The sequence below is a fragment of the Comamonas sp. 7D-2 genome (assembly GCF_022749555.1).
Lineage (GTDB): Bacteria > Pseudomonadota > Gammaproteobacteria > Burkholderiales > Burkholderiaceae_C > Comamonas > Comamonas thiooxydans.
Map to the genome: position 1 here is coordinate 2,534,671 of NZ_CP094238.1, position 21,544 is coordinate 2,556,214.

A 21,544-nucleotide genomic window follows, 5' to 3' on the forward strand; every position below is an offset into this window, starting at 1 on the left:
ATCGAGTGGTCAACGAAGGCAACAGGGTATGCAGGGGCTGGTGCAGGCTTTCGGTTTTTGCTATGTCGTGCATAGCAGCTAGTACGCAAGGGCTATGGCGCAGCCTGCATTTGTGATGTATACGCACAGTCCATGCCTGAACTGTAGGCAAGTATCTGCATCAGCGGTCTTTTTGTGCGGATTTCTGTCCTGCCCCAGCGCAGTTCTGAAGGGTTTTTTGTTGCGGCGTGGCAACTTTGAGAGCTTGACGGCTGCTGCCGATTTGAGGGGGATTAAAAAAGTGGATCGCTTTTTAGCTGCAGCAGTCCGCCGGTGACCGGGTGCACCAGCTCCAGTGCTGCCGCATGTAGCAACAGGCGTGGGCTGGCGCAGGCCACGGCTTCGCTGGCATATAGCGCATCGCCCAGCATGGGATGGCCTATGGCCGCCATATGCAGGCGCAATTGATGGGTGCGCCCCGTCAGCGGGCTCAGCAAAACCCGGGTGCAGGGTATTCCTGGTTGGACGGTGTGCTCGATCACCTGCCACAGCGTCTGGCTGCTTTTGCCGGTTTCGTGGTTGATGACACGCAGCGGCCGACGCTCCCAGTCGGCCGCAATCGGCAGGTCTATCAGTTGCCAGCCCCTGTCATTCGCTGCTTCGCTGTGCGCCTGCAACTCGCCGGCCACTACGGCGATATAGCGCTTGTCGACCTTGCGTTCGGCAAAGGCCTGGCTGAGCTGGCGTTGGACGGCCGGATTGCGAGCCATGACGACCAGACCCGATGTGGCCTGATCGAGCCGGTGCACGACCAGTGCATCGCCGAAATGTCGGAGGGCACGCAGGCTCAGGCAGTCTTGCTTGTCGGGGCCGCGACCGGGCACGCACAGCAGGCCCGAGGGCTTGTCGAGCACCAGCAGGTGCTCGTCTTCATACACACAGTTCAACGCACTCATTCAAACAGCTATCGATTGCTTCAGGGGTTGAGCAGTTCATGCACAGTGGCACAGAACTCCTGCACATCGTTGGGCTTGTGGATCAAGGCTCTGGCTCCGGCTGCAATCGCAGCCTGCTCGATTTCGGCCGTCACATAGCCGGAGGCCAGTGCAACCGGCAGTTGAGGGCTGATCTGCAGAGCCTGTCTGAGCAGGTCCAGTCCGCTGAAACCGGGCATGTTGTAGTCGGTGACTATGAGGTCAAAACGCTGTGGCTCCTCATGCAGGGCGGCCATGGCCTCATGGGGATCGGTAAAGCCCGAGACTTCATAGCCGCGACGGCGCAGCAGGCGCTGAAACAGGAAGACCAGAGCCTGATCGTCGTCCACATACATGACATGGCTGGCGCGCGTGGCCAGGACAGGTTCGGGCAGCGGGGCTTCGGGCTTGTCCATGCGCATGGGCGGCAGCGCAGAGTGGCTGGAAGTCGGGTCGCTGAGAGGAAAGTACAGCGTGAAGCAACTGCCCTGGCCCAGTTCGCTGTGCACATCGACAGCGCCGCCATGGGTGCGCATCACGCCATGTACGACCGAGAGGCCCAGGCCTGTGCCCTGGCCGACCGGTTTGGTGGTGAAAAAAGGCTCGAAGATGCGTCGCTGAGTCGCGACGTCCATGCCTGGGCCGGAGTCCTGCACCATGAAGACCAGGTATTCAGCCACGGCCAGACCCAGGCGTTCGCATTGGTAGCTGTCGGGAGCAATGCGCATGGCCCGCATCTGGATGATGCCGCGCTGACTGCCAATGGCCTGCATGGCGTTGTTGCAGAGATTGAACAGCGCCTGTTCCACCTGAGTGGGGTCGGCCAGCAGCGGCGGCAGATCGTTGGACTCCTGCACCTGCAGCTCTATGGAGGGAGGCAGAGTCACGCGCAGCAGGCGAGCCGTGTCGGACATGACTTCCTGCACCTGAACCGGACGGCGTTCGGGCAGGTCATTGCGGCTGAAGGTCAGAATCTGGCGCACCAGATCGCGGGCGCGGCGACCGGCTTTTTCGATCTCGCGCAGGCTTTCCATGGCAGCCGGGTTGCCGCAGCTATCGGCCTTGGCCAGCTCCACATTGCCCAGGATTGCGCCCACGATGTTGTTGAAGTCGTGGGCAATCCCGCCGGCCATGGTGCCTACGGCCTGCATCTTGTGGGATTCGCGCAGCTGGGTTTCCAGCGCATTGCGCTGGGCTTCGGCGCGATTGCGGCTGGTCAGGTCGCGCGCAAAGATGGTGGTGGTGTCGCCGCTGCTGTGGTGTTCGAAGGAGACGCTGATTTCCATGGGAATCTCACGCCCCGACAGGGTCAGCCCCGTCATCTCGCCTAGCACGGCCTGTGTGGTCAGCGAGGAAAAAGCCAGTGCCCGAGCGGCATCGGGTAAAAAACGCTCCAGCGGGCTGCCCAGGGCATCCTGAGGCGAGCACAGAAACAGGGCTGCCGCCGTGGGGTTGAAGACAGTGATGCGCTGATGCTGATCGACGCAGATGATGGCGTCCAGCGCGGAGTTGATGACCGACTCCAGCCGTCTCTCGCTGGAATAAAGCTGCTGGTTGCGCTCTTGCAGCGCCTTGCGCTCGGCAAGCAGCGGGCCCTGGTTGACAACGGCGCACAAATACTGCCAGGTGGCCGGACCGTTTTGCTGGGGCACGACCACGCCGGCCACATGCAGGTCGCCGCAGAGCTCGAATTCTTCGGTGATCTGGAACAGAACCTCGTGCACCTCGGCGCGTCCCATCGCCTTGGCCTGCTCGAAGGCCGTAGTCACGCGCTCTGCGTCGTTGACATGCACAAAGGGCTTGAAGTTGATCAGCAGCCGATCTTTTTCGGTGGGCTGAAATGCGCGGTGAGCCATGGCATTGGCCTGGACCACCATATCGTATTCATCAACCACCAGCAGCGGCAGCGGAATGCTTGCAAACAGCGTTTCAAACCGCTCCGATGCGCTCTCGGCCACGGCCTGGCTGTAATTGAGTACCTCGTTTTGCAGCTCCAGCTCGTGCTGGTAGTTGCGCAACTCCGCCACCAGGGCCTGCAGCGGGTCTTCATCCTCCGGCACCAATGGCTGGGTGTTGGCGCTCAGGCCCAGCGGCGCAGCACCGGGGGCCAGCAGGGCATGCAGAGGCAGGCCGCCATCAATGACAGGCAGCAAGGGAGGGGGAGTGGGTTCAGAGGAGCTCATGAGACAGGCAGAAGACCTCGGCAGTGTAAGCCGGTCCCTGCACCTGCCCTTGAAAAAGGCGGGCAGTCAACCGGTATTCAGGCAACTCGATGCTCGGTTTGGCGGCAGCAACGCCGATTGCATTGATGTCGTGAATACATTCACTGCGGGCGAACAGCAACGGGCGGGCTGGTGTTCGACATTGATTGAGCATAAAAAAGCCAGTGCGGCGGAGCGCACTGGCTTGGGGGAGACCCTGGCTATCAGTCTTCGTAAGCGTCCATGGGCACGCAGCTGCAAAACAGATTGCGGTCACCATAGACGTTGTCCACGCGGCCCACGGGGCTCCAATACTTGGCGCGGCGCAGGGCAGGCACGGGATAGGCGGCGGTTTCGCGGCTGTAGCCATGCTGCCAGTCTGCGGCCAGCAAGGCCTCTGCCGTATGGGGTGCGTTCTTGAGCGGGTTGTCGTCCCTGGGCAGTCTGCCGGCCTCCACTTCGGCAATCTCGGCACGGATGGCGATCATGGCTTCGATGAAGCGGTCCAGCTCAGACAGGCTTTCACTCTCGGTCGGCTCCACCATCAGCGTGTTGGGCACGGGAAAGGACAGCGTCGGTGCGTGGAAGCCGTAGTCGATCAGGCGCTTGGCCACGTCCTCGGCCATCACGCCGCAGCTGTCCTTGAAGTGGCGCAGATCCACGATGCACTCATGGGCCACGTGACCATACTCGCCCGCGTACAGCGTGGGGAAGTGTTCCTTGAGGCGTGCGCTGATGTAGTTGGCGTTGAGGATGGCGGTCTCGGTCGCCAGCTTCAGGCCCGGCTCTCCCATCATGCGGATATACATCCAGCTGATCGGAAGAACGGCTGCATTGCCCAAAGGCGCTGCGCTGACAGCTCCCACCTGGCGGACGTCGCCTGCGGTGGCATGCCCCGGCAGAAAGGGCACCAGATCCTCGACCACGCACACGGGGCCGACGCCGGGGCCGCCGCCGCCGTGAGGAATGCAGAAGGTCTTGTGCAAGTTCAGATGGCTGACATCGCCGCCGAACTCGCCGGGTGCGGCAAGACCTACCAGGGCGTTCATATTGGCGCCGTCCACATAGACGCGGCCGCCATGGCTGTGCACCAGTTGGCACAGCTCCTTGACCTCGGTCTCGAACACGCCGTGCGTGCTGGGGTAGGTGATCATGATGCAGGCCAGATTGGCGCTGTGCTTCTCGCAGGCCAGCTTCAGATCCGCCATGTCCACGTTGCCGTTGTCATCGCACTTGGTGACCACGACCTGCAGGCCCACCATTTGCGCGCTGGCCGGGTTGGTTCCGTGGGCGCTGCTGGGAATCAGGCAGATATTGCGGTGCGCCTCGCCGCGTGATTCATGGAAGGCCTTGATGGCCAGCAGACCGGCGTATTCGCCCTGGCTGCCTGCATTGGGCTGCAGGCTGATGCCCGCGTAGCCCGTGGCCTGGCACAGCCAGTCGCGCAGTTGCCGGTCCAGCTCGGCATAGCCTTGCAGCTGGTTGGCGGGCGCAAACGGGTGGATGTCGGCGAACTCTGGCCAGGTGATGGGAATCATCTCGCTGGTGGCATTGAGCTTCATGGTGCAACTGCCCAGCGGGATCATGCTGCGGTCCAGCGCCAGGTCCTTGTCGCTGAGGCTGCGTATATAGCGCAGCATGGCGGTTTCGGAGTGGTGGGTGTTGAAGACCGGGTGGGTCAGATAGGCCGTGCTGCGCTGCAGGGATTCGGGGATCAGCGAGGTCGGGCCTTCGTCCATGGCCTCGATGGTGGGCAGGGCCTGGCCCTCCTGGGCAAAGATGCTCCAGATCAGCTCGACATCGGTCCGGGTCGTGGTTTCGTCCAGGCTGATGCAGAGATATTCATCCCAGGCCTTGCGCAGATTGACGCCCTTGGATACGGCGCGAGCCGCCAGGGCGTCGGTGGCCTCCCGGGTGTGCAGGCTCACGGTGTCGAAGGCTGTGTCGTGGTGGTGGGCGCTGAAGCCCAACTGGGCCAGGCCACGGCTCAGAATCGCTGTGAAGCGTGCCACACGCTGGGCGATGCGCCTCAACCCCTGGGGGCCGTGGTAGACGGCATACATGCTGGCAATCACGGCCGGCAGGACCTGGGCCGTACAGATATTGGATGTCGCTTTCTCGCGGCGGATATGCTGTTCGCGTGTCTGCAGAGCGAGGCGGTAGGCGGGCTTGCCATGCGCATCGACGCTGACACCCACCAGACGGCCGGGCAGGCTGCGCTTGTATTCGTCGCGACAGGCCATGAAGGCCGCGTGCGGACCGCCCGCGCCCATGGGCATGCCGAAGCGCTGGCTGTTGCCCACGACAATATCGGCATCCCATTCGCCGGGCGGTGTCAGCAGGGTCAGAGCCAGCAGGTCGGTGGCCACGATGGCGGCGGCCTGCTTGGCGTGAATGGCTTGCACATCGGCCTTCCAGTCCACGATCCAGCCGCTGGACGCGGGGTACTGGATGACGGCAGCAAACAGATCGCCTGCCAGCGCGGCCTCCCACTCTTGCTGGCTGTTGGCGATCACCACTTCGATGCCGATCGGCCGGGCGCGGGTCTCGATGACTTCAATCGTCTGCGGGTGCAGATCGCCGGCCAGCACGATGCGATGGCTTTTGGATTTGACAGAGCGCCTGGCCAGCGTCATGGCCTCGGCGGCTGCCGTGGCCTCGTCCAGCATGGAAGCATTGGCAATCGGCATGCCGGTCAGGTCGGTCACCATGGTCTGGAAGTTGACCAGCGCCTCCATGCGGCCTTGCGAGATTTCGGCCTGGTAGGGGGTATAGGCCGTATACCAGGCTGGATTCTCGAGGATGTTGCGCAAGATGACGCCCGGCGTGTGCGTGCCGTAGTAGCCCTGGCCGATAAAGCTCTTCAGAACCTGATTCTTGCTGGCGATGGCCTTGAGTTCGGCCAGCGCAGCGGCTTCGGTAATCGGCGCCGGAAGATCCATGGGCCTGGCGCGTGCGATGGAGTCGGGCATCACATCGCGAATCAAGGCATCCAGCGAGGGCTTACCGATGGCGGCCAGCATTTTTTGCTGCTCATCGGCGTCCGGGCCTATATGACGGGGGATGAATTCGTGGCTGTTTTCCAGCGCTTCCAGGGAAGCGACGGGGGCGGGAGGCGACATCAGCATGGGAGGGACCTATTCTCAAATACTGTGACTGACGGTTTGCATGCCAGGCATGCGTGAATGCCGTATGCCTGAAGGCATGCGGCTGGTGCTTCAAGCAGCGCTGGCTTGTTCCAGCGCGGTGTTCATCAGAGCCAGGCGTTCGCTTTCCTGGTCGGCATATTCCCAATCGGGATATTTGCTGCGTGCCACGGTGTTCAGCCATTGCTGGCAGGCCAGGGCAAGCAGGGCCTGCTTGTACAGATCGGCATCGATGCTGCCTGTGATCTTGAGCTGACCAAAGGCGGTGGCCACGTGTGCGCGGCAGACCGAGCGCAGATAGCTCTGGTTCATGTCGTCACTGGCTAGCCATTGGGCCTTGGCCGCATCGTCATGAGCCAGCATGTCCTTGGGCACGGGCAGATCCCAGTTGCTCAGTTGCTGCTGCAAAAAGCGCAGGGCCTTGGCGTTGCCGCCTGTTTGCTCCTGGTACCACTCTTGAAGAGCGGCCAGTGTGTCGCTGCCGTCATCGCTGCCGAAGGGGCTGAAGTCGTCACCGCCGTCGTAATAGAAGTCCTGGGCTGCGATGCGCGCAAAGGTCGGGTGGCTGGTCTCGCGGGCGAGACCGACGTCCGGATCGTCAAAATACAGAATGGTGCTCATGGCTGCATGCAAAAACGGCCTTCGCAATGCGAGGGCCGTTGATACGCTTAGTTGTCCTTGGCGAAGTCGTTGTAGGCGGTCTCTTCCATCAGGCCTTCGAGCTCGCCCACATTGCTCATCTTGACCTTGAAGAACCAGCCAGCGGCCAGCGGGTCGCTGTTGGCGAGCGACGGGTCATCGCGCAGGGCTTCGTTGACTTCGACGATCTCGCCGGTCACGGGCATGTAGACATCGGCAGCGGCCTTGACAGATTCGACCACGCCAGCCACATCGCCGGCCTTGAAGCTGGAGCCCACGGCAGGCAGGTCCACAAACACCACATCGCCCAGCGCATCCTGTGCGTGTACGGTGATGCCGACGATGGCGGCATTGGTGTCAGCGGCGTTGATCCATTCGTGTTCTTTGGAATACTTGATGCTCATGGAAAGCTCCAGATGGGGGATTCAGGGGAATCGGGTGTTGTTTGAGAAAGGTCCAGTTCGCACTTTAGCGGTGTTCTGGCAGCTGTTTGGCAAACTGGCCCGTCTCATGCGCGGCGGCAGACCTAGCCGCGGTAGTAGCGGGTGGGGACGAAGGGCGTGGCGACCACCTTCATGGGCACGGGCTTGCCGCGCACCATGGCGAAGATTTCCGTATCGATGGCGGCGTAGTCGGGCTTGACATAGGCCAGCGCCACAGGCTGGTTGAGCGTGGGGCTGAGCAGGCCGCTGGTGATGTGGCCGATATGCTGTCCGTCCATGTTTTCCAGCACGGCGGGCTCGCGCACGGGAATGCGTTCCAGCGCGATCAGACCCACGCGCTTGCGGCGCAGCGACTGAGGGTTCTGCAATTGCTCTAGCACGATGGTCGCACCGGGAAAACCGCCCTCGCGCTCGCCGCCGGTGCGGCGAACCTTCTGCATGGCCCAGTTCAGCGCGGCTTCGACCGGCGTGGTGCTGGTGTCAATGTCGTTGCCGTACAGGCAAAGTCCGGCTTCAAGGCGCAGCGAGTTGCGCGCGCCCAGACCGATAGGGGCCACCTCGGGCTGTGCCAGCAGCGCTTCGGCAAAGGCTTCGGCAGCATCGCCGGGCAGGGAGATTTCGAAACCGTCCTCGCCCGTATAGCCGCTGCGCGTGATGTAGAGCGCATGGCCTTGCCAGTCGAAGTGGTTGCCGGTCATGAAGACCAGTTGCGTCACTCCAGGAATCAGGCGCGAGAGGGCTGTGGCAGCTTGCGGACCTTGCAGGGCCAGCAGGGCGCGATCGGGCAATGGGACGACCTCGCAGCGGCTACCGATGCGGTTCTGGATATGAGCGATATCGGCCTCTTTGCAGGCGCCGTTGACGATGAGGAACAGATCTTCGCCGCGGTTGACGAACATCAGGTCGTCGAGAATTCCGCCTTGTTCATCGAGCAGCAGGCCGTAGCGCTGCTTGTGCAGGCCCAGGTCCATGACATCGACGGGCATCAGCGATTCGAGCGCGGCGGCGGCATCGGGGCCGCGCAACAGCAACTGGCCCATGTGCGAGACATCGAACAGGCCGGCGGCCTTGCGCGTGTGCAGATGCTCGGCCATCAGGCCTTGAGGGTATTGCACAGGCATTGAGTAGCCGGCAAACGGCACCATGCGGGCACCCAGTTTCTGGTGCAGGGCAAACAGCGGCGTGGAACGCAGATCGGAAGAAGTGGCAGCAGCAGTCACAGGCAAGCGCTCCGGTGGTCAAAACCAAATGAGTGGCCATGCATGACAGGGTCATGCGTGGCGGGCTTGCCCTGCTGTCCGCTTTACCTGAGAGATTCGCTGCCTTTGCTTTCGCGGGCAGTTTGCTCCTTCGGTGGATGTCGGCGCACATACGAAATGACGGCCTGCATCTCTCTCCAGCAAGGGACGCTGCAGGCTCGCACACCTAGCAGCGCTTGTCAGTCCTTTTGCCTGAGCGTTTTGACACCGGGTTGGGGGTCTGCGCCTTCGGCGGTGCAAGGCAGCTTCAAGCTGCAGGCACTCTCTCCTGACGTTGGCGATTCTAGCGGTGGGCAAGGGGCTTGCACCACCGAATCGGATGGATTTTGGGGTTTTCGAGCACAGATCGCTGGAATTGAGCTTGCGGTCTCACTGCGGTTCTGTGTTCATGGCGGGCGTACGAGGAACATCGATCTCCTGGCGCGGAAACACCAGTTGGTAGGGCTGTTCGAAGCAGGACGTCACGGGCTGGCCCTGGCGCATGCCGGGCTTGAATTTCCAGCGTTCGAGCGAGCGCATGATGGACTTCACGATGCGGGGATCGGTATCGGCGGGCTGGTAGGCCACACGGCCGAGTTCGCCCTGGGCCGTGACTTCCAGGCGGAAGACCACCGTGGTCTCCAGCCCGTTCGGAAACCAGTGGGCGCTGATGAAAGGCGTGGTGTGGCGGCGTGGCTGCGGTTGCCGATCGAGCTGGGCGGGGGGTGTGCAGTCTGCCTTGATCCAGGCAGGCCAATTTACGGTTTGGCCTCCGGAAGCAGAGGCGGAGTCAGCCTGGGGCTGGGGAGTGATGTCGGCCACCTTAGGCGCCATGGCTGGGTTGCCAGCGCAGGCACTGAGCAGCAGAGCTCCCAAGACGGCCGCGTATGCAGCGTATGCAGCAAGACAGCGTGAGTGGCGTGAAGTATCCATGGCGGCATTCTCGGTCATCCCCAGTCGATTTCGGCAGACCTGGTGGAGTCGGTTGTTCAGCCAGGGCCGGGCTACCTTGCTCCAGAGCTTGTCCTGCAGGGGCAAACATCATGTCCGGCAGGGACTAAACAGAATTTTCCCCATGGATAGGATTATGACGTTCGTCAAAAAATGTTTATTCAAGGAGAGAAAATGCCCGAAAAAGCCACGAATGAATTCTGGAAATATCTGAAGCCGATTCCTGAATGTTTTCAGCCAGATGCGCAGCCAGAGGCTTATATTCAGAACGCTCCAACGGAGGATGAGCGTTATTATGTTCCATTCTCTGAAACCGTTTCCTCCCGTCCCCTCTGGATTTCTCCATCACAAAACAAATGGTGCGATATTCTGATGGCGAAGGAGGCCGGTCTGGTGAACCGCCATTACCATCCGCACGAAGTGTTTGCCTACACGATTTCGGGGAAGTGGGGCTATCTGGAACATGACTGGACAGCCCGCGCCGGTGATTTCGTCTACGAGACCCCCGGAGAAGGCCATACCCTGGTGGCCTATGAACATGAGCAGCCCATGCGTGCGTTCTTTATCGTCAAGGGACCGCTGATCTGGCTCGATGATGACGGAAAGCCTGACGGATATTTCGATGTTCACAGCTACATAGAACTATGCCGAAAGCATTATGAAAAAATCGGCATAGGTGCAGATTATGTGGACACGCTGTTTCGGTAGTTATCCGAAGCTGGATTGAAAATCCATCAATGAAAGGCGGTATTTCCTGAAGAATGAAATAGCCCGCCAAAGACGGAATGGAGAGAGACATGAAAAATCAAGATGAAAATCTAAAAAGCGGGTGGGTGAGCTATGAAAACAAGCTGCTGATCATTCTGTTTTTTACTTTCGGGATTGTTTTTTTTGACCGGCTGGCATTGTCGTTTTTATTTCCCTTTGTCTCAAAGGAGCTGGATCTGAATAATGCCCAGCTGGGCATGCTGTCGTCCATTCTGGCATTGGCATGGGCGGCTTCTGGTGCATTCTTCGGGGCCTATACAGACCGCAAGGGCGGACGCAAAACGGTGCTGATTCTTTCGGTGCTGATGTTCTCTCTTTGCTCGGCCCTGTCGGGTCTGGTGGGCGGTTTTGTCGGCCTGCTGTTGTTGCGAGCGCTGATGGGCCTTGCCGAAGGGCCGGTGCTGCCGCTGTCGCAGACACTGATGGTCGAAGCCTCCACGCCAAGCCGTCGCGGCCTCAACATGGGCTTGCTGCAGGGCTCGTCTGCGGGCTTGCTGGGCGCCGTGATCGCACCGCCGGTGATTGTTGCGTTGGCCGTGGCCTATGGCTGGCGCACGGCGTTCTACCTGACCTGTGTTCCCGGGCTGATTGCCGCCGCGCTCATCTGGCTTCATGTGAAAAACACAGATGGCGGGCGTGCAGATGAGCTCGCTGCAGCCCTGCAGACAGGCTCGCGCTGGGCTCTGCTGCGTGAACGCAATATCTGGTTGAGCGTGCTGATCAGCTGTGTTTTCATGGCCTGGTTTGTGATCATCATCTCCTTTGCGCCGACCTATCTGGTCAATGCCAAGGGTTTCGGGCCGGGCACAATGAGTGCTGTCATGAGTTGCATGGGTGTGGCCTGGGTCATCTGGGGCTTTGCCGTGCCGGCCATTTCGGACCATATCGGTCGCCGTCCGGCACTGATCTTTTTTTCCTTTGTGGCGGCTTGCTGCCCTCTGGCCTTTCTGTATGCGCAATCGCCGGTGGTGATGGGCGGCTTGCTGCTGCTGACCTATACCGGCCTGGGCTGCTTCACGCTCTTCATGGCCACGATTCCGGCCGAGACCGTTCCGCGAGCAGCCATGGCCACTGCATTGGGGATGATCATGGGTTTTGGCGAGTTGATCGGCGGTTTCATCGCCCCGACCCTGGCCGGGGTGGCAGCCGACCGATGGGGGCTTGATGTGGTGATGTGGGTGGCTGCTGCAGGAGCCTTGCTTGCCGGCTTGCTTTCCTTGGGGCTGATTGAGACAGCGCCCAGGCGCGTTGACGACAGGCAGCCGGCTGCAGCATTGAAGGAGTCGCAGGCATGAAGGCTTTGAAATGGCATGGTGCCCGCGATCTGCGCCTGGAAATCATCGAACGCCGGCCCTTGAAGGCCGCAGAAATCCGTATCGAGGTCGCGTACTGCGGGATCTGCGGCAGCGATATGCACGAGTATCTGCATGGACCCGACTCTATACCGGTCGAGGTCCCGCATCCCTTGTCCAACAGTGTCGCACCCATAGTCATCGGCCACGAGTTCTGCGGCACGGTGGTGGAGGTGGCTGCGGATGTCACAGGGCTGCATATCGGAGACAGAGTCGCCGTGGAGCCGGAGTACCGCTGCGGCCAGTGCAGCTATTGCTGCGGGGGGCGCTATAACCTGTGCGAATCCATGGGCTTTGTGGGGCTCATGGGAGACGGCGGAATGGCAGAGGAAGCTGTGATTCCCGCTTATATGGCATATGTGCTTCCCCCGTCCTTGAGCTTCAGGCAAGCGGCGGTGGCCGAGCCCGCAGCAGTGGCATTGCATGCTGTGCGCCAAAGCGCATTGCGCCCTGGCGAGGCCTGCGTCATCTTCGGCATGGGGGCCATTGGTCTGCTGCTGGTGATGATGGCCAAGCACCATGAAGCGGGCCGCATTATTGCCGTCGACGTCGATGCCCGGCGCCTGCGCCTGGCGCGCGAGCTCGGTGCCTGTGACACGCTCGATGCCAGCCAGGGCGATGTCGTGCAGCAAGTGCGCGAACTTACAGGCGGGCAGGGCGTGCCGGTATCGTTCGAAGCCGCGGGTCGCCCGGAAACCTTGAGAGGGGCGCTTGGCGTACTGAGCAAGGGCGGTGAAGCCGTGCTGCTGGGGCTCATGCCCGAGGCGAGCATCGATACCTTCGACCTGGTCAACCGCGAGCTGCGCATTACCTCCAGCGTGGGCTATCGGGGCTTGTATCCGGAGCTGCTGGCGCTGATGGCTTCCGGGGTTGTGGATGCCGGACGTATCGTGACCCATACCGTTAGTCTGGATGCCGCCATACAGGACGGTTTCGAGCGACTGGCATCTGCCGGGGATGCTATCAAGGTGCTGGTTCAGCCGCAGCCGGATGCCGTTGCCCGATTCGCCCGTCCCCACGCTTTTGCCCACAGCTCCTGAGCCTTGCTGGCGCCTGCAGCTTCTGCCGCTAAGTCATGGCACGTAGCTGACCGTGCTGCGCACGCATCTGTGTGGGCGTCATGCCATGGTGTGAGCGGAACCTGCGTGCAAAGTGGGTCTGGCTGGCAAAGCCGCAGCGGTAGGCGATCTCGGCAATGCTGTAGCGGTTCAGCGCAGTCTGGCGCAATTCCATGGCTGCACGTTCCAGGCGGCGCACGAGAATCAGCTCGGTCACGCTGTGTCCCTCGGCCTGCAACAGCCGGTTCAGGTGCCTCAGGGAGACACCTGAGGCGGAAGCGACTTCGCTCGCATCCAGCGAGTGGCGGTGCAGGTGTTGGTCGATATGGGCGCGCGCGGCCAGCAGGTGGGAGGCGCGTAGTGCACTGCTGCCTGCTGCTTCTCCAGCCAGCATGGTGCGCAGCAGGTCGCAGGCCTCGAACTGCATGCGATCCTGGTCCACCCTTTCGGGGTGGGCCATGGCATTGCCTACCAGCTTCTGGAACGCGTGATTGAGCACGCGTCCGCTGCCCGTCGCCCCCGACACACAGATCGGGCCGGGAAGTTGCGCGCGGCTGCAGTTGCGGTAGAACCAGTCGGCAGGCGTATCCACGAGGAATTGGTGCATCTGGTGGGTGAAGCCGAACAGATAGGCATGCCGGGTGTCATAGATCACCAAGTCGCCCGGAGCGAGATGGATGCAGCTGCGCTCCTGATAGAAGAAGGCACCGCTGCTGAGCACCAGTGAAACGAAAACCGACTCCTTGGGATGCTGGCGCACCAGCTGTGGCGTGCGCTCGATGACATGGGCATTGCCGTCGATGTCTGCCAGGGCCAGCTGGCCCAAGCGTATATTGCTCTGCCGCGCGTTCAGACCTTCGTCGGCGTAGGATGAGCAGCGCAATCCGACCAGAAAAGAAGCGTTATAGGCTTCCCATTGGTCCAGGCGCTGGCTGGCGGGAAAGGCATCCGTCGCGATCCGGTTCACCGCACATGGCGCAAGCGAGGGCATGGGGGTCTCCTTGGCAGGTTCTTATAGTGTGTGCCGACCAAGTGGAGCCAGTAGATGTCGGCAGTGCCGAGCAAACTCTAACATGCCATGTTTGCGCCTCGCTCCGTGAAGTTACGGGGTGGCAGGTCGCAAATCATGGTCGCGACGCCTGCGTGCATCAAGGCTGAGGGCGCGAATCCAGCCGCTTTGCTTTGCCGGCTGAAGAAGGGGAGTCCGCATCCGCTTTCATGTCGGCGCAGGCGCGCCACCAGGCTGAACCCGCATGCGGAGCGTTCAGGTCCAGGCGCTCGCCCATCATGGGCGTGGCGATCTCTATGCCGTGCTGCCTGCCCAGGCTCAGGATCTGCTCGAAGGGGTCCCACCAGGCATGCATGGCGAGGTTGAAAGTGCCGTTGTGTATGGGCAGCAGCCACTGGCCGCCGAGATCCCGGTGTGCCTGCACGGTCTGCGCCGGATGCATATGGACATAGGGCCAGTGGGCGTCGTAGGCGCCGGTCTCCATCAACGTGACATCGAAGGGGCCGAAGTGCCTGCCGATTTCGGCAAAACCGTCGAAGTAGCCGCCATCGCCGCTGAAGAAGACGCGCAGCGGCCTGTCGGCCTGGCGATCTTCTATGGTCCAGGAAGCCCAGAGCGTGCGGTTGCCGTCGCGCAGGCTGCGCCCCGAGAAATGCTGGGCCGGCGTGGCAGTGAAACGCAGGCCGTCGACCTCGCTGCCCTGCCACCAGTCGTGCTGCACGATCTTGTCGGCCGGCACGCCCCAGGCCAGCAGTCTGTCTCCCACTCCCAAGGGGCAGAGAAAAACGCCCACCTTGGGCGCGAGCACGCGAATGGTGGCGCGGTCCAGATGGTCGTAGTGGTCATGCGAGAGCAGCACGCCGCGCAAGGCAGGCAACTCGTCCAGGGCAATCGGCGGGGCATGAAAGCGCTTGGGGCTGGCAAACGATAGCGGCGAGGCGCGCTCGGAAAACACGGGGTCCGTCAACCACCAGCCGCCGCGCAGCTTCATCAGCAAGGTCGAATGGCCCAGGCGATACAGGCTGCGTTCGGGCGCGAGGTTCAACTCGGTCGTGCTCAGCGGCAAAACGGGCAGCGCCTTGCCCGGCTGGGAATCGGCCGGTTTGTTGAAGAAGAACTTCCATAGCGTCCCGGCATCTGGCTTGGGGCTGTTGGCCGGGCGCGGATGCGTGTTGCGAAAACGCCCGCCCGAATACTGGGGCGAGTCCTCGTAGTCGGTGATGGAGGTGGAGAGACTTGGTTTGCGAAACAAGATCGGGCGCCTTAGTAAGACATTGGCCGCAGTTTGGGATGGTTTGCAGCGCTGCAAGAGCCGGCTTGCAAGAGGCCGTAACACAGGCACGGCCATTCAGGTGCTTTCTCGGGGTGGATGCGACACTCGCTGTCTGAGGAGCAAATACACATGAATCCCATGGTTCACAATTTGGAGAGCATGCTGGCGGCCGGCAAGGATGGTGCGCTGCTGCGCTATACCCTGGGCAAGGCCTATGCCGACGACGAGCAGATGGCCGTGGCGCGCGAGCATCTGCGCAAGGCCACGGCGCTGGATGCCGAATACTCCGTTGCCTGGAAGCAGCTGGGCAAGGTGGAGCTGGCGCTGGGCGATGCGCAGGCGGCGCGAGCCGCCTGGCAGCAAGGGCTGAGCTGCGCACAGGCCAAGGGCGATGCCCAGGTCGTCAAGGAGTTGCAGGTGTTTTTGCGACGCCTGGACAAGCAGGCTGATGGCGCTTAGGAAATATCAAAAGAATAGCTGATAACGCTTGTGATTCAAGCGTTATCAGCCAATTTATTCTGAAGTTAATCAGTGTGCGCCGGCGGCCGCGTCGGCGGCTCCTGCGGCAGAGGCCGGGCGCTTGGTGAACCAGATCAGCACGATCAGGCTCAGGAACAGAAAGGACGATGCCAGAAAGATGTCGTCGGCGGCCCGCGTGAAGGCCTGCTGATCGATCAGCCGGTTGATCTGGGCATAGGCCTGCTCGGCACTCATGCCCGCTGCCTGCAGGTTTCTGACCGTGCTGGCAAACGTGCCCTGGCCCTGCACCAGCAGCTCGGTCAAATGGGCATGGTGCATGGAAGCCCGGCTTTCCCAGAGCGTGGTGGCAATCGAGGTGCCCATGGCGCCCGCGGTGATCCGCACGAAGTTGGACAGGCCTGCTGCGGCCGGAATGCGGTCCGGCGTCAGTCCGCTCAGCGTGATGGTGGTCAGCGGAATGAAGAAGAAGGCCATGGCGCCGCCCTGGATCAGCGTGGGAATCAGGATGTGGGCGAAGTCGGTCTCCACGGTGAACTTCGAGCGCATCCACAGCACCATGGCAAACACGATGAAGGCAATCGTGGCCATTTTGCGCGGATCCCAGACACCGACCTTGCGGCCCACCATGGGCGTGAGCAGGATGGCCAGCAGGCCCACCGGCGCCAGGGCCAGGCCGGCCGAGGTGGAGGTGTAGCCCATCCATTGCTGCAGCCACAGCGGTAGCAGCACCACATTGCCGAAGAACAGGCCGTAGGCGATCGATAGCGCGATCGAGCCGGCCGCAAAGTTGCGACGCTTGAACAGGCGCAGATCGACGACGGGATGGGCGTCGGTCAGCTCCCAGACCACGAATACGGCAAAGGCCACGACAGCGATCACCGCAAAGGCGATGATTTCATTGGAGGCAAACCAGTCCAGCTCCTTGCCCTTGTCCAGCATCAGCTGCAGCGCCGCCACCCAGAGCACGAGCAGGGACAGGCCCACGGTGTCGATGGGCAGCTTGCGCGTGGGCGTTTCGCGGTTGCGGTAGATGCTCCAGGTCATGAGGGCCGAGAGCAGGCCCACGGGCACATTGATGTAGAAGATCCAGGGCCAGGAAATATTGTCCGTGATCCAGCCGCCCAGCAGTGGCCCGACCACGGGAGCGACCAGCGTGGTCACGCCCCAGAGCGATAGCGCCACACCGGCCTTGGCGGGCGGATAGCTGGACAGCAGCAGGGTCTGCGACAGCGGAATCATGGGGCCGGCCACGGCGCCTTGCAGCACGCGGAACAGCACCAGCATCTCTAGCGAGGAGGCAAAGCCGCAGAGCCAGGAGGTCAGCACGAACAGCAGCACGCTCATGGTGAACAGGCGCACGGCGCCGAAGCGCTGGGTGAGCCAGCCCGTCAGCGGCACGGAGATGGCATTGGCCACGCCGAAGCTGGTGATGACCCAGGTGCCCTGGCTGGGGCTGACGCCCACATCGCCGGAGATGGCCGGAATGGCCACGTTGGCGATGGAGGAGTCCAGCACGTTCATGAAGGTGGCCAGCGATAGTGCCAGCGTGCCCAGGGCGAGCTGCGCGCCCTTGAGCGGGGCGATGGCTGGCGGCATGGGGCGGGCCGCCGGAGCCGGTGGCGAGGCGCCCGCTCCAGGATTGGCAGAAGTCGAGGAAGTCATGGCTGATTCCGCGTCTTACTGCGCAGGCTGGGAAGCGGGTTGGGCGGGCACGGCCGGGGCCTGGGCGGGCAGATCGGCCAGCTGGGTCAGTGCCGGCAGCTTGTCGCCGGCGATGATGTGCTGGATGCGCTGCTCGGCCTGGGCCAGGCTGCCGTCATAGACGGTGGTCTGGGCCACGGGCTCGCTGCGCGGCGTGCTGGCAAGGGCCTGGCCGTCCTTGTCGCGGATGTCGACCTTCACGTCCATGGACAGGCCCACACGCAGCGGGTGCTGCTTGAGCGCTTCGGGCTCCAGGCTGATGCGCACGGGAACGCGCTGCACCACCTTGATCCAGTTGCCGGTGGCGTTCTGCGCGGGCAGCAGCGCAAACGCCGCACCCGTGCCCGCGCCCAGGCCCACGACCTTGCCTTCGTACGTGGTCTTGTCGCCGTAGACATCGGCGGTCAGCTCCACCTTCTGGCCCATGCGCAGATCGGCCAGCTGGCTTTCCTTGAAGTTGGCATCCACCCAGAGCTTGTGCAGATCGACCACGGTCAGCAGCGGCGAGCCGGCGGCCACGCGCTGGCCCAGTTGCACGCCGCGCTTGGCCACAAAACCGTCCACGGGCGCGATCAGTCGCGTGCGCTGCAGGGCCAGATAGGCCTCGCGCACCTTGGCTGCGGCCGCCATGACGGCCGGGAAGTCCTCGGCCGTCGTGCCCTTGGTCTGGGCTTCGGCGGCCGTCAGCTGGGCCTTGGCCGCGCGCACGGCGGCTTCTGCGGCCGCCACGGCGTTGCTGGCAGCCGTGGCCAGGGCCTTGGCATGGTCAAACTCTTCCTTGCCCACGGCGCCGGTGGCCGTGAGCGGGCGGCGGCGTGCCACATCGTCGTTGGCCTTGGCGGCATCGGCCTTGAGGCGCAGCAGATCGGCTTCACGCTGGGCCACCTGGGCGGCCAGCGGGGCGTTGTTGGCATACAGGGTGCGGGTCTGGCGCGCGGTCTGGGCCAGCTGCGACTCGGCCTGGGCCAGCTGCACCAGATAGTCGGCAGGGTCCAGCTGCACCAGCAACTGGCCGGCCCGGACATAGTCGGTATCGTCGGCACCGATGCTGATCACGGTGCCGCCGACCTGGGGCGTGATCTGCACCACGTTGCCGGCCACATAGGCGTTGTCCGTGGTCTGGTAGTTGCGGGCCACCATCCAGTGCCAGCCGCCCCAGGCGATGGCGGCCACGGCGACAGCGGCCGCCACGATGGTCAGGCCCTTGCGGCGGCCCGCAGGGTTGGCGCTGGGCGTAGCTGCCGCAGGAGCTTGGGGAGCGTTCTGAGTAGGCTTGGTGTCGGTCATGATGTTGGCGCTTTGTTATCTGTGAAGCGGTTTTGCGCTATTGAAAAGAGGAGCTGCTAGCGCTTATCAATAAAAGAATTGAGAGCTTTTTTGCCTTGAATTCAAAGGCAGTAAAGCGGTAGCAGCTATTGATTTTGTTGAGTTCGATGTCTATTGCAGTGCAACAGCCGGGGTGTCGTCGCTCCAGCCGCCGCCCAGGGCTGCGGCCAGGGCCACGCGGGTATCGAGCTCGCGTGCCTGCAGGTCTACGGCCAGACGGCGCTGGTTGATGAGCTGGGTTTCGGTGTTGAGCACGGTGATCTGGCTGCCCAGGCCGGCTTGATAGCGCTGCACGGCAAAGTCATAGGCCCGCTCGGCCTTGGACAGCGACTCGGTTTGCAGCTGCTGCTGGCGCTGCAGCGATTGCACGGAGGCAATCGCGTCGCCCGCCTGTTTGACGGCATCGAGCACGGCGCCGTTGTATTGGGCGATGGCGGTGTCGAGATCGGCCTGTTTGCCGCGCAACTGGGCGCGCAGGCGCTTGCCGTCGAAGATAGGCAGGCGCAGCGCAGGCGTGATGCCCATCTGGCGCGAGCTGCCCTGCAGCAGATTGTCCAGACCCAGCGCGTTCAGGCCCACAAAGGCGGTCAGATTCACATCGGGGTAGAAGTCGGCCCTGGCGGATTCAATGCCTTGCGTGGCCGCTTCCACGCGCCAGCGCGCGGCCACCACATCGGGGCGACGGCCCAGCAGATCCGAGCCCAGAGCCTGCGGCACGGGCTGGATGCGCAGCACCGACAGTCTGGGCGAGAGCGCATTTTGCGCATCGGGCGCCTGGGCGCAGAGCACGGCAATCGTGCGGCGCGCCAGCGTGATCTGCTCGCCGAGCATCTCGATCTGGGTCTGGGCATCGGGCATGCCGGCCTGGGCCTGGGTCAGTTCCACCTGGCTGTCCAGGCCCGCTCGGGTGCGCTGCTCGCTCAGACTCAGCAATGACTGGCGCTGGCCCAGCGTGCGCTCTGCCACTTCCTTCTGGGCAATCAGCCGGGCCAGGGCGATATAGCTGCGTGCGACCTGTGCGGCCAGCTGGTTGGCGGCAGCAGCGCTGTCGGCCTTGGCTGCGCGCGCCTGGCCCAGCGCGGCCTGCAGGTCCGCGCCGTGCTTGCCGAAGAAGTCGGGCGACCAGGACAGACCAGCCTGAAGATTGCCGCTGTTGTAGATATTGCCCGCAATGGGGGCGGGAATCATGCCGTTGGCCGTGTAGCGCTGGCGTGTGGCGTCGGCGCTCAGCGTGCCGCGCACATTGCTGGCCGTGCTGCTGGCCGTGGCCAGGGCTGCGGCTTTCTCAAAGCGGGCGTTGCTGGCGGCCAGGCTGGGGCTGCCGGCCAGGGCCTGATCGATGAGCTGATTGAGCTGGGCATCGCCCAGACCTGTCCACCATTGGGAGGAGGCGAGTGCCGTGGCGTCCGCAGCGCTGAGGCTGGCGGAGTCGTTCAGGCCGACATCGGCCGAGCCCAGTCGTGCCAGCGGCTGGTGCGCCGGCCCTTGCGAGGCACAGCCTGCCAGCGCGAGCACGGCGGCCAGTGCTGCGGTTGCCAGCAGCGGGCGACCAGGGGCTTGCTCTGCGGCGGGTTTGCGTGAAGGTCTAGAGGTCATGGAAAAGTGCCAGTGGTTTTTATTGAAATAGGGCGGTAGAAAAGTAGGCAGCAGGTCAGCCTAGTCCCCGGGGGCGCGGCCTGCCTCGTTCGTTTGGATGGGGGGCTTGCCTGGCTCCTGGGTCAGGGCCTCTCGCAGCGCATCGCCGTTGACCAGCATGCGCTGCAGCATGGACAGCATCAGCGTGCATTCGCTGTGGCTGAAGCCGCGCAAATGGCCGTTGAGCACCTTGGTCAGAACCTTGGGCACCTGGGTGGCGACGCTGCGTCCCTCCTCGGTGAGCACCAGATGCACCACGCGCCGGTCGGTGGTGGAGCGCTCGCGGCGCAGCAGCCCCTTGGCCTCGATGCGGTCCAGCGCGCGCGTCACCGAAGCCGGGTCCATGCCCAGGTCCTTGGCCAGCGTGCTGCTATTGGTGTCGGCGCAGATCAGCAGCTTGTACAGCGGCAGCCATTGCACATAGGTCAGTCCTTGCTCGGCCAGCTGGGCGTCGGCCAGCTGCAGGATGGAGCTGAGCACGCGCCGCATGAGAAAGCCAATGCTTTTGTCCGGCGCGTAGACCCCTGCCTGATAGAAGAAGCTGGATTCGTCCTGCGGGTCGATGATGGGGTCGGTCTGGTTTTGCAATGGCGCCACCAATATTTGCTTGATCAATGATTGAATTGGCAATTATTGTGCAGCTGCAAAAAAATGTCAGCAAGGTTTTGAATGGAGCCAGACCTGTCTGCGCATTACCTGCTTTTGTTGCTATGAAAACAAAAGCAGTTTGCGCATTGTTGGTATGCGCCAGAGCCTTGTCGGACTCATAAAAAAAGCCCGGCCATGAAGACCGGGCTTGCTGAAGGCTGCTTCAGGCTCAGAGCGGCACGCGCAGCACGACCACGATCACCAGGCCCAGGGCCAGATTGAGGGAAACCCATTTGCGGATGCTCTCCAGCGCCTTGCCGCCTGCAGGCCAGTCCTTGAGCTGCACGGCCGCATCCAGGCGCTTGAACAGCGCAAAGCGGATATGACCGAACACGGCCATCATCACCAGGCCCAGAATGCTCATCACGATCCAGTTGACCGGCATATTGAACTGGCCGCCGGCCTGGGCGGCCATGGCGTGAATGCTGCCTATCATGCCGATGCCGGTCGCCAGCACGACGACCACCAGCACGAGGACCCAGGCAAAAAAGCGCTGCAGCACGCCGTGCATCAGCGTCACGCGCTCGGGCGGCTGCAGTCCCTGGACGGCAGGACGCAGAAAGAAATGTGCGAAGAACATGCCGCCTACCCAGATGATGATGGCCAGAAGGTGCAGAAGTTTGAACAGAATGAAAAGCATGGTTTGTGGGGCTTGATTGGGGAGACATCGCAAGCCTAACGGAGATCGTCCTACGGGTGGAACACACAGGCCGAAATAGCAGG

Annotated in this window: 18 protein-coding genes and 2 riboswitches; of the genes, 4 read left to right on the forward strand and 14 right to left on the reverse strand. The window is 62.6% G+C overall.

The genetic code is table 11. The features are described 5' to 3' along the window. Positions 1-272 precede the first annotated feature (272 nt). The 7 genes from MPZ60_RS11665 to MPZ60_RS11695 form a co-directional block, all read right to left on the reverse strand. On the reverse strand, positions 273-935 hold the full coding sequence (locus MPZ60_RS11665; protein ID WP_034352402.1) for an RluA family pseudouridine synthase: 663 nt from the start codon (positions 933-935) through the stop codon (positions 273-275). Positions 936-955: 20 nt separating this feature from the next. Continuing rightward, positions 956-3,136: an ATP-binding protein gene (locus MPZ60_RS11670; protein WP_034352405.1), complete on the reverse strand. Its 2,181-nt coding sequence runs from the start codon at positions 3,134-3,136 to the stop codon at positions 956-958. 242 nt (positions 3,137-3,378) lie between these two features. After that, positions 3,379-6,282 (reverse strand): aminomethyl-transferring glycine dehydrogenase, encoded by a 2,904-nt coding sequence (gene gcvP, locus MPZ60_RS11675; RefSeq protein WP_034352409.1) that lies wholly within the window; start codon positions 6,280-6,282, stop codon positions 3,379-3,381. A 90-nt stretch (positions 6,283-6,372) separates the two neighbouring features. Further along, positions 6,373-6,921, reverse strand: coding sequence for a MolR family transcriptional regulator (locus MPZ60_RS11680; protein ID WP_034352411.1), 549 nt, complete (start codon positions 6,919-6,921; stop codon positions 6,373-6,375). A gap of 47 nt (positions 6,922-6,968) precedes the next feature. After that, entirely contained in the window at positions 6,969-7,343 is a 375-nt protein-coding gene (gene gcvH, locus MPZ60_RS11685; RefSeq protein ID WP_034352415.1) for a glycine cleavage system protein GcvH, read from the reverse strand. A 122-nt stretch (positions 7,344-7,465) separates the two neighbouring features. Next, on the reverse strand, positions 7,466-8,602 hold the full coding sequence (gene gcvT / locus MPZ60_RS11690) for a glycine cleavage system aminomethyltransferase GcvT (RefSeq protein WP_187771862.1): 1,137 nt from the start codon (positions 8,600-8,602) through the stop codon (positions 7,466-7,468). A gap of 64 nt (positions 8,603-8,666) precedes the next feature. Then, a riboswitch (glycine riboswitch) is annotated at positions 8,667-8,792 on the reverse strand. A gap of 19 nt (positions 8,793-8,811) precedes the next feature. Beyond that, positions 8,812-8,922, reverse strand: a riboswitch (glycine riboswitch). Between the two features lie 88 nt (positions 8,923-9,010). Continuing rightward, complete coding sequence (locus MPZ60_RS11695) at positions 9,011-9,553, reverse strand: energy transducer TonB (RefSeq protein ID WP_242607019.1); 543 nt, start codon at positions 9,551-9,553, stop codon at positions 9,011-9,013. A gap of 192 nt (positions 9,554-9,745) precedes the next feature. Here MPZ60_RS11695 and MPZ60_RS11700 point away from each other — a divergent pair, with 192 nt between their 5' ends. From MPZ60_RS11700 to MPZ60_RS11710, 3 genes are all read left to right on the forward strand, one after another. Further along, positions 9,746-10,279 (forward strand): 2,4'-dihydroxyacetophenone dioxygenase family protein, encoded by a 534-nt coding sequence (locus MPZ60_RS11700; RefSeq protein WP_034352424.1) that lies wholly within the window; start codon positions 9,746-9,748, stop codon positions 10,277-10,279. Positions 10,280-10,368: 89 nt separating this feature from the next. After that, a complete protein-coding gene (locus MPZ60_RS11705) occupies positions 10,369-11,634 on the forward strand; it encodes an MFS transporter (protein WP_052057572.1) in 1,266 nt (421 codons plus the stop codon). After that, positions 11,631-12,731 (forward strand): 2,3-butanediol dehydrogenase, encoded by a 1,101-nt coding sequence (locus MPZ60_RS11710; protein WP_034352427.1) that lies wholly within the window; start codon positions 11,631-11,633, stop codon positions 12,729-12,731. Before MPZ60_RS11705 ends, MPZ60_RS11710 begins: the two co-directional genes overlap by 4 nt. 28 nt (positions 12,732-12,759) lie before the next feature. Here MPZ60_RS11710 and MPZ60_RS11715 read toward each other — a convergent pair whose 3' ends face one another. Both MPZ60_RS11715 and MPZ60_RS11720 read right to left on the reverse strand, forming a co-directional pair. After that, positions 12,760-13,740 carry a helix-turn-helix domain-containing protein gene (locus MPZ60_RS11715; protein WP_034352430.1) on the reverse strand — a complete coding sequence of 327 codons (981 nt, stop codon included), beginning with the start codon at positions 13,738-13,740 and terminating at the stop codon, positions 12,760-12,762. A 157-nt stretch (positions 13,741-13,897) separates the two neighbouring features. After that, positions 13,898-15,010, reverse strand: a complete 1,113-nt coding sequence (locus tag MPZ60_RS11720) for an MBL fold metallo-hydrolase (RefSeq protein WP_034352433.1) — start codon at positions 15,008-15,010, stop codon at positions 13,898-13,900. Between the two features lie 150 nt (positions 15,011-15,160). Between MPZ60_RS11720 and MPZ60_RS11725 the strand changes: the two genes are divergently transcribed. After that, complete coding sequence (locus tag MPZ60_RS11725; protein ID WP_012838243.1) at positions 15,161-15,490, forward strand: hypothetical protein; 330 nt, start codon at positions 15,161-15,163, stop codon at positions 15,488-15,490. Between the two features lie 69 nt (positions 15,491-15,559). Here the strand turns inward: MPZ60_RS11725 and MPZ60_RS11730 are convergent, their stop codons facing one another. The 5 genes from MPZ60_RS11730 to MPZ60_RS11750 form a co-directional block, all read right to left on the reverse strand. After that, positions 15,560-17,173, reverse strand: a complete 1,614-nt coding sequence (locus MPZ60_RS11730) for a DHA2 family efflux MFS transporter permease subunit (RefSeq protein WP_034352435.1) — start codon at positions 17,171-17,173, stop codon at positions 15,560-15,562. A gap of 15 nt (positions 17,174-17,188) precedes the next feature. After that, positions 17,189-18,499, reverse strand: a complete 1,311-nt coding sequence (locus MPZ60_RS11735; RefSeq protein WP_034352438.1) for an HlyD family efflux transporter periplasmic adaptor subunit — start codon at positions 18,497-18,499, stop codon at positions 17,189-17,191. Between the two features lie 150 nt (positions 18,500-18,649). Continuing rightward, positions 18,650-20,134 (reverse strand): efflux transporter outer membrane subunit, encoded by a 1,485-nt coding sequence (locus MPZ60_RS11740; protein ID WP_034352440.1) that lies wholly within the window; start codon positions 20,132-20,134, stop codon positions 18,650-18,652. A 60-nt stretch (positions 20,135-20,194) separates the two neighbouring features. Then, positions 20,195-20,770 (reverse strand): MarR family winged helix-turn-helix transcriptional regulator, encoded by a 576-nt coding sequence (locus MPZ60_RS11745; RefSeq protein ID WP_052052860.1) that lies wholly within the window; start codon positions 20,768-20,770, stop codon positions 20,195-20,197. A 220-nt stretch (positions 20,771-20,990) separates the two neighbouring features. Then, positions 20,991-21,461: a CopD family protein gene (locus MPZ60_RS11750; RefSeq protein WP_004340685.1), complete on the reverse strand. Its 471-nt coding sequence runs from the start codon at positions 21,459-21,461 to the stop codon at positions 20,991-20,993. Between the last annotated feature and the right edge of the window lie 83 nt (positions 21,462-21,544).